Raw genomic sequence first — 5,075 nt, forward strand, 5'->3', positions numbered from 1 at the left:
TCGGTGTCGGATGGTTCGTCGTTGGCGGTGCTGGCGCATCCGGAGTGCGACATCGGTCTGGTCGGTTACGAGATGGCCCTGCTCGTCGACCGGGCGGGCGCCGTCCTCACCCCGGACCTGCGCGCGGAGTTGCAGGGCAGCCTGATGAACTGACAGCGAGGAGCGGGCCCGGTGCGAGCGGCACCGGGCCACGCCGATCCCCGAGTACAAACAGAACGTTCCCGTATTTCCGCACCAGCAGCACCGCCCGGACACGGAGGACCCTCATGACCCCGCCACCCGCCTCGCCGGGCCCGTACGGCGCGTCCCACCACGCGCCGTACGGGGTGGAAGGCGACCAGCCGCTGGTGCGGCCGTACGCCATGACCGGTGGCCGTACCCGGCCGCGCTACCAGCTGGCTCTCGAAGCCCTGGTCAGTACCACCGCCGACCCGGCGCAGTACGCGGGACTGCTCCCGGAGCACCAGCGGATCTGCCACCTGACGCGGGAGATCAAGTCGGTGGCCGAGATCTCCGCGCTGCTGGCGATACCGCTCGGCGTGGCCCGCATTCTCGTGGCCGACCTCGCCGAGGCCGGCATGGTCGCCATCCATCAGCCGGGCAGCGGCGAGGCGGGCGGCCAGCCTGATGTGACATTGCTTGAGAGGGTGCTCAGTGGACTTCGGAAGCTCTAGGCCGCAGGCGCAGTCGGCGTACGGCGCGCCGCCGGTGCGGTCGACGACCTCCGCGAAGATCGTGGTGGCGGGCGGCTTCGGCGTGGGCAAGACCACGTTCGTCGGTGCGGTTTCGGAGATCAACCCGCTGCGTACCGAGGCCGTGATGACGTCCGCCTCGGCCGGCATCGACGACCTGAGCCACGTGCAGGACAAGACCACCACCACGGTGGCGATGGACTTCGGCCGCATCACGCTGGACGACGACCTGATCCTGTACCTGTTCGGCACGCCCGGCCAGGACCGGTTCTGGTTCATGTGGGACGACCTGGTGCGCGGCGCCATCGGCGCGGTGGTCCTGGTGGACACCCGCCGGCTGGCGGACTGCTTCCCGGCCGTCGACTACTTCGAGAACAGCGGGCTGCCGTTCGTGATCGCGCTCAACGGCTTCGACGGCCACCAGCCGTACCGGCCGGAGGAGGTCCGCGAGGCGCTGCAGATCGGCCCCGAGGCACCGATCATCACCACCGACGCGCGGCACCGGGCCGAGGCGAAGAGCGCGCTGATCACGCTCGTCGAGCACGCGCTGCTCGCCCGCCTCAAGTAGCCGCCGCCCAACGGACAGCAGGGGCCCGCCGTGTCGCAGGACACGGCGGGCCCCTGGTCTTCACCGGATCCACATAACGTTTCGAGCGCGTTTCGCTGGGCTGTGGATACCGCTCGCGCTCGCCCGGTGTCACAGCGTGTACGTCTGTCGTATGGTTTGGACACCACTTGGACTTATGACCGTTTTATCTCTAGCCTTCAGGCGGAGCCCGTCGACACCACGACGTTTGGCCGACCGCCGCACGGCGTGCTGAAATTCGCAGAACCCGAGAGTAGGAACGGCTGTCGTTGTCGCGCCGTCGCCGAGAGGTTGTTGGTCCAGTGAGGAACACCAGGCGAGCAGAGTCGGGCAGTGCGCACAGCCCGCGGGGGAACTTCACGCCGCCGCCCGCGGCCACGAACGATCCGGCGGCCGTGCGGATCGGCGACCTGCCCGACCCGGGCGGCCGGCTGAGCTTCCGCAACTGGCGGGTGGCCACCCGGCTGAACGCGATCCTCCTGATACCCGTGCTCGTCGCCCTCGCCTTCGGCGGCCTGCGGGTCAGCGACGCGGTGGACACCTGGCGCCAGGCCGACGACGCCGTGCACATCGCCAACCTGGTGCGGGCGGCCTCCACCTACGGCAACGCCCTGGAGAACGAGCGGGACACCACCGTGGTTCCCCTGCTCGCCGGGCAGCGCCAGTCCCCGCAGGTCTCCGCCGCCTACGCGGCCACCGACAACGCCGCCCGCGCCTTCGACAGCGCGGCCCGCGGCATCCCGGCCGGCTCCGACCTCAAGGCGCGGATGGCCGACTTCCGCAGCGTCGAGCCGCAACTGCCCTCCCTGCGCAAGGCCGCGTACACCGGCCAGCTCTCCGGCGTGCAGACCGAGGAGTGGTACGTCAAGATCCAGCACCCGCTGATGGAGCTGGACAACGAGCTGGGCTACGGCACCAACAACGGCGCCGCCTACGGCCGCACCCTGTACGCCGACTCCCTCGCCAAGGCCGCCGAGTCCCTCACCCGCTCCATCGGCCTGCACATCCTGGTCGAGAAGTCGCCGTCCAAGCGGGAGCTGGCGCTGCAGAAGACCGCCCTCGGCTCGTACCAGTACCTGGAGGGCATCGCGCTGGAGGAGTTCCAGGGCGGCGGCACGCCGAAGGACCAGGCGCTGCTGAAGGCCGCGCAGGACACCGCGACCCGCAAGGGCCAGGCGCAGATCACCGACGCGCTCAACAAGGCCAAGGCGGCGCACAGCGCGTACACCGTGCCGCCGGACCTGAGCACGATGGTCAGCCACATCAGCGACCCGTCGTACACCCCGTCGCGGCTGGCCGCGGAGGGCATCACCCCGGCCGCGTTCACCGGCGCCGCCACCTTGTCCTTCGACGCCTACCGCAGCGTCGAGGTGGCCCTGGCCGACCAGGCCGCTGGCGACGCCTCGCACGTGGCCTCCAACGCCAAGCGGGACGTCTTCATCAACTCCGCGATCGTGCTGGTCGCCCTGATCATCGCCTTCATCGTGGCTGGCATGATGGCCCGCAGCATGAGCCGCAGCATGCGGCGGCTGCGCTCGGCCGCCTTCGACATCGCCGAGACCCGGCTGCCCGCACTGGTCGACCAGCTCTCGCGCACCGACCCCGGCCGGGTGGACACCCAGGTCGCCCCGATCCCGATCAACACCCAGGACGAGATCGGCGAGGTCGCCCGCGCCTTCGACCAGGTGCACCGCGAGGCGGTCCGGCTCGCCGCCGAGCAGGCCCTGCTGCGCGGCAACGTCAACGCGATCTTCACCAACCTCTCCCAGCGCAACCAGGGCCTCATCCAGCGCCAGCTCACCCTGATCACCGAGCTGGAGAACAACGAGGCCGACCCGGACCAGCTGGAGAACCTCTTCCGGATGGACCACCTCGCCACCCGCATGCGGCGCAACGGCGAGAACCTGCTGGTGCTCGCCGGCGAGGAGCCGGGCCGGCAGTGGAACCAGCCGGTGCCGCTGGTGGACGTGCTGCGCGCGGCCGCCTCCGAGGTGGAGGCGTACGACCGCATCGAGCTGGTCGGCATCCCCGAGACCGACATCCACGGCAGCGCCGTCACCGACCTGGTGCACCTGCTCGCCGAGCTGCTGGAGAACGCCACCTCCTTCTCCTCGCCGCAGACCAAGGTGCGGGTCACCGCGACCCGGCTGCCCGACGGCCGGGTGATGGTCGAGATCCACGACAAGGGCATCGGCCTGACCGCCGAGGACTTCGCCGACATCAACCACAAGCTCGCCGACCCGCCCACCGTGGACGTCGAGGTGGCCCGGCGGATGGGCCTGTTCGTGGTCGGCCGGCTCGCCGAGCGGCACGGTATCCGGGTCCAGCTGCGCCCGTCCGGCGAGCAGGCCGGCACCACCTCGCTGGTGATGCTGCCCGAGCCGATCACCCACGGCGGCGGCGGCGAACCGCTCGACGGCGACGGGGAGTTCACCGTCTCGCGGATCGTCCCCGGGCCCACCGTCGACGCCTCCGGCGGCCAGCCCGAGCTGGACAGCCGCACGGCCGCGGAACTCGGCTTCGACGACTCCCGCTACGAGCAGGCCGGCGCCGCGCGCGCCCTCGACCCGCTGGGCCGCTCGCTGATGCGCGAGGAGCGCCGGGCCCAGCTGGAGGCGGCGGCCGCCGCGGAGCGCGGCGAGCAGGCCGCGGAACTGCCGCACCAGCGACAGGAACCGGCCGGATTCGACACCGCCCCCACCGGGCAGCCCACCCCGGAGCAGGCGCCCGATCCCGCCTTCGACCCCAGCGGCTTCCCGCAGACCGGCTACGAGCCCGCCGCCTTCGAGGGGCAGGACACCGGGCAGAACGGCTACGCCCAGGACGGCTTCGCCCCCGACGGGTACGGCCGGCAGCCCTACGAGCCCGGTTACACGGGGTACGAACAGGGCTACCCGCAGGAGTTCGCGCAGGCCGACTACGGTGCGCAAGGCGGCTACCCGGCCGCGGACGGCTATCCGCAGAACGGTTTCCCCCAGCAGCAGCCCTACTCCGGCGGCTACGACCCGGCCGCCGCCCCGCCCGTCTACCAGGACCCGGCCGCGCAGGGCGGCTACGCCGAGCCGTACCCCCCGCATTACGCCGGAAACGGCGCGTCGGCCGACGGAACGGGCTATCCCGCTGCTCAGGAGGGATGGCGCGAGGACAGCGCCCCTGCAACGGAATCTGCTTCGCCGCTCCCCGACGGGCCCTCCGAGAGCGTAGTCTCGCCTTCGCTGACGGACGCCGGTCTGCCGCGCCGCGAACGGCGGCGCCCGGACAGCCAGAGCAGCCGACCCACCACCGAGAGCGACGACAGCCGGGACGGCCGGCCGCAGCCGGTCCGGTCCACGCCGGTCCAGCAGCCGCCGCAGGCCCCGCAGGAGCAGCCCGCCGAGGAGGCCACCGATAGCCAGGACACACCGCAGCAGCCGGACGAGCCCGGCTGGCGGTCCACCAACGACGAGCACTGGCGGCGGGCCGGGACGGTCCGCGAGCCCAAGGCGGGCGGAGTCACCCCTTCCGGTCTGCCCCGGCGGGTGCCCCGGGCCAACCTGGTCCCGGGCGCCGCGACCCAGACTCCGCAGGGCGGCCCCTCGATCTCCCGCGCACCCGAGGATGTCCGCGGCAGGTTGAGTAATCTGCGGCGTGGTGTCCAACAAGGGCGCACTGCTGGAACCGACACCAACGGACAGTCCGCCGACCCCCGGTTCGGCGGCCCCCACAACCAGGAGCGCTAGTTGAGTGCGATGAGCCAGGCGGCACAGAATCTGAACTGGTTGATCACCAACTTCGTGGACAACACCCCGGGGGTGTCC

Annotated in this window: 3 protein-coding genes and 2 pseudogenes; all 5 read left to right on the plus strand. The window is 71.6% G+C overall.

Going from position 1 to position 5,075, the window contains the following annotated elements:
- A pseudogene (locus BLR33_RS34045) lies at positions 1-153 on the plus strand (roadblock/LC7 domain-containing protein); the annotation flags it as partial.
- 113 nt (positions 154-266) lie between these two features.
- Positions 267-674, plus strand: a complete 408-nt coding sequence (locus BLR33_RS34050; protein WP_093788885.1) for a DUF742 domain-containing protein — start codon at positions 267-269, stop codon at positions 672-674.
- Positions 655-1,260 (plus strand): GTP-binding protein, encoded by a 606-nt coding sequence (locus tag BLR33_RS34055; RefSeq protein ID WP_245771857.1) that lies wholly within the window; start codon positions 655-657, stop codon positions 1,258-1,260. The genes BLR33_RS34050 and BLR33_RS34055 overlap by 20 nt, the downstream gene beginning before the upstream one ends.
- Before the next feature lie 320 nt (positions 1,261-1,580).
- On the plus strand, positions 1,581-4,997 hold the full coding sequence (locus BLR33_RS34060; RefSeq protein WP_093788887.1) for a sensor histidine kinase: 3,417 nt from the start codon (positions 1,581-1,583) through the stop codon (positions 4,995-4,997).
- Positions 4,998-5,075 (plus strand): annotated as a pseudogene (locus BLR33_RS34065) (roadblock/LC7 domain-containing protein); the annotation flags it as partial.

It is taken from the genome of Actinacidiphila guanduensis (assembly GCF_900103985.1).
Taxonomy (GTDB): Bacteria; Actinomycetota; Actinomycetes; order Streptomycetales; family Streptomycetaceae; genus Actinacidiphila; species Actinacidiphila guanduensis.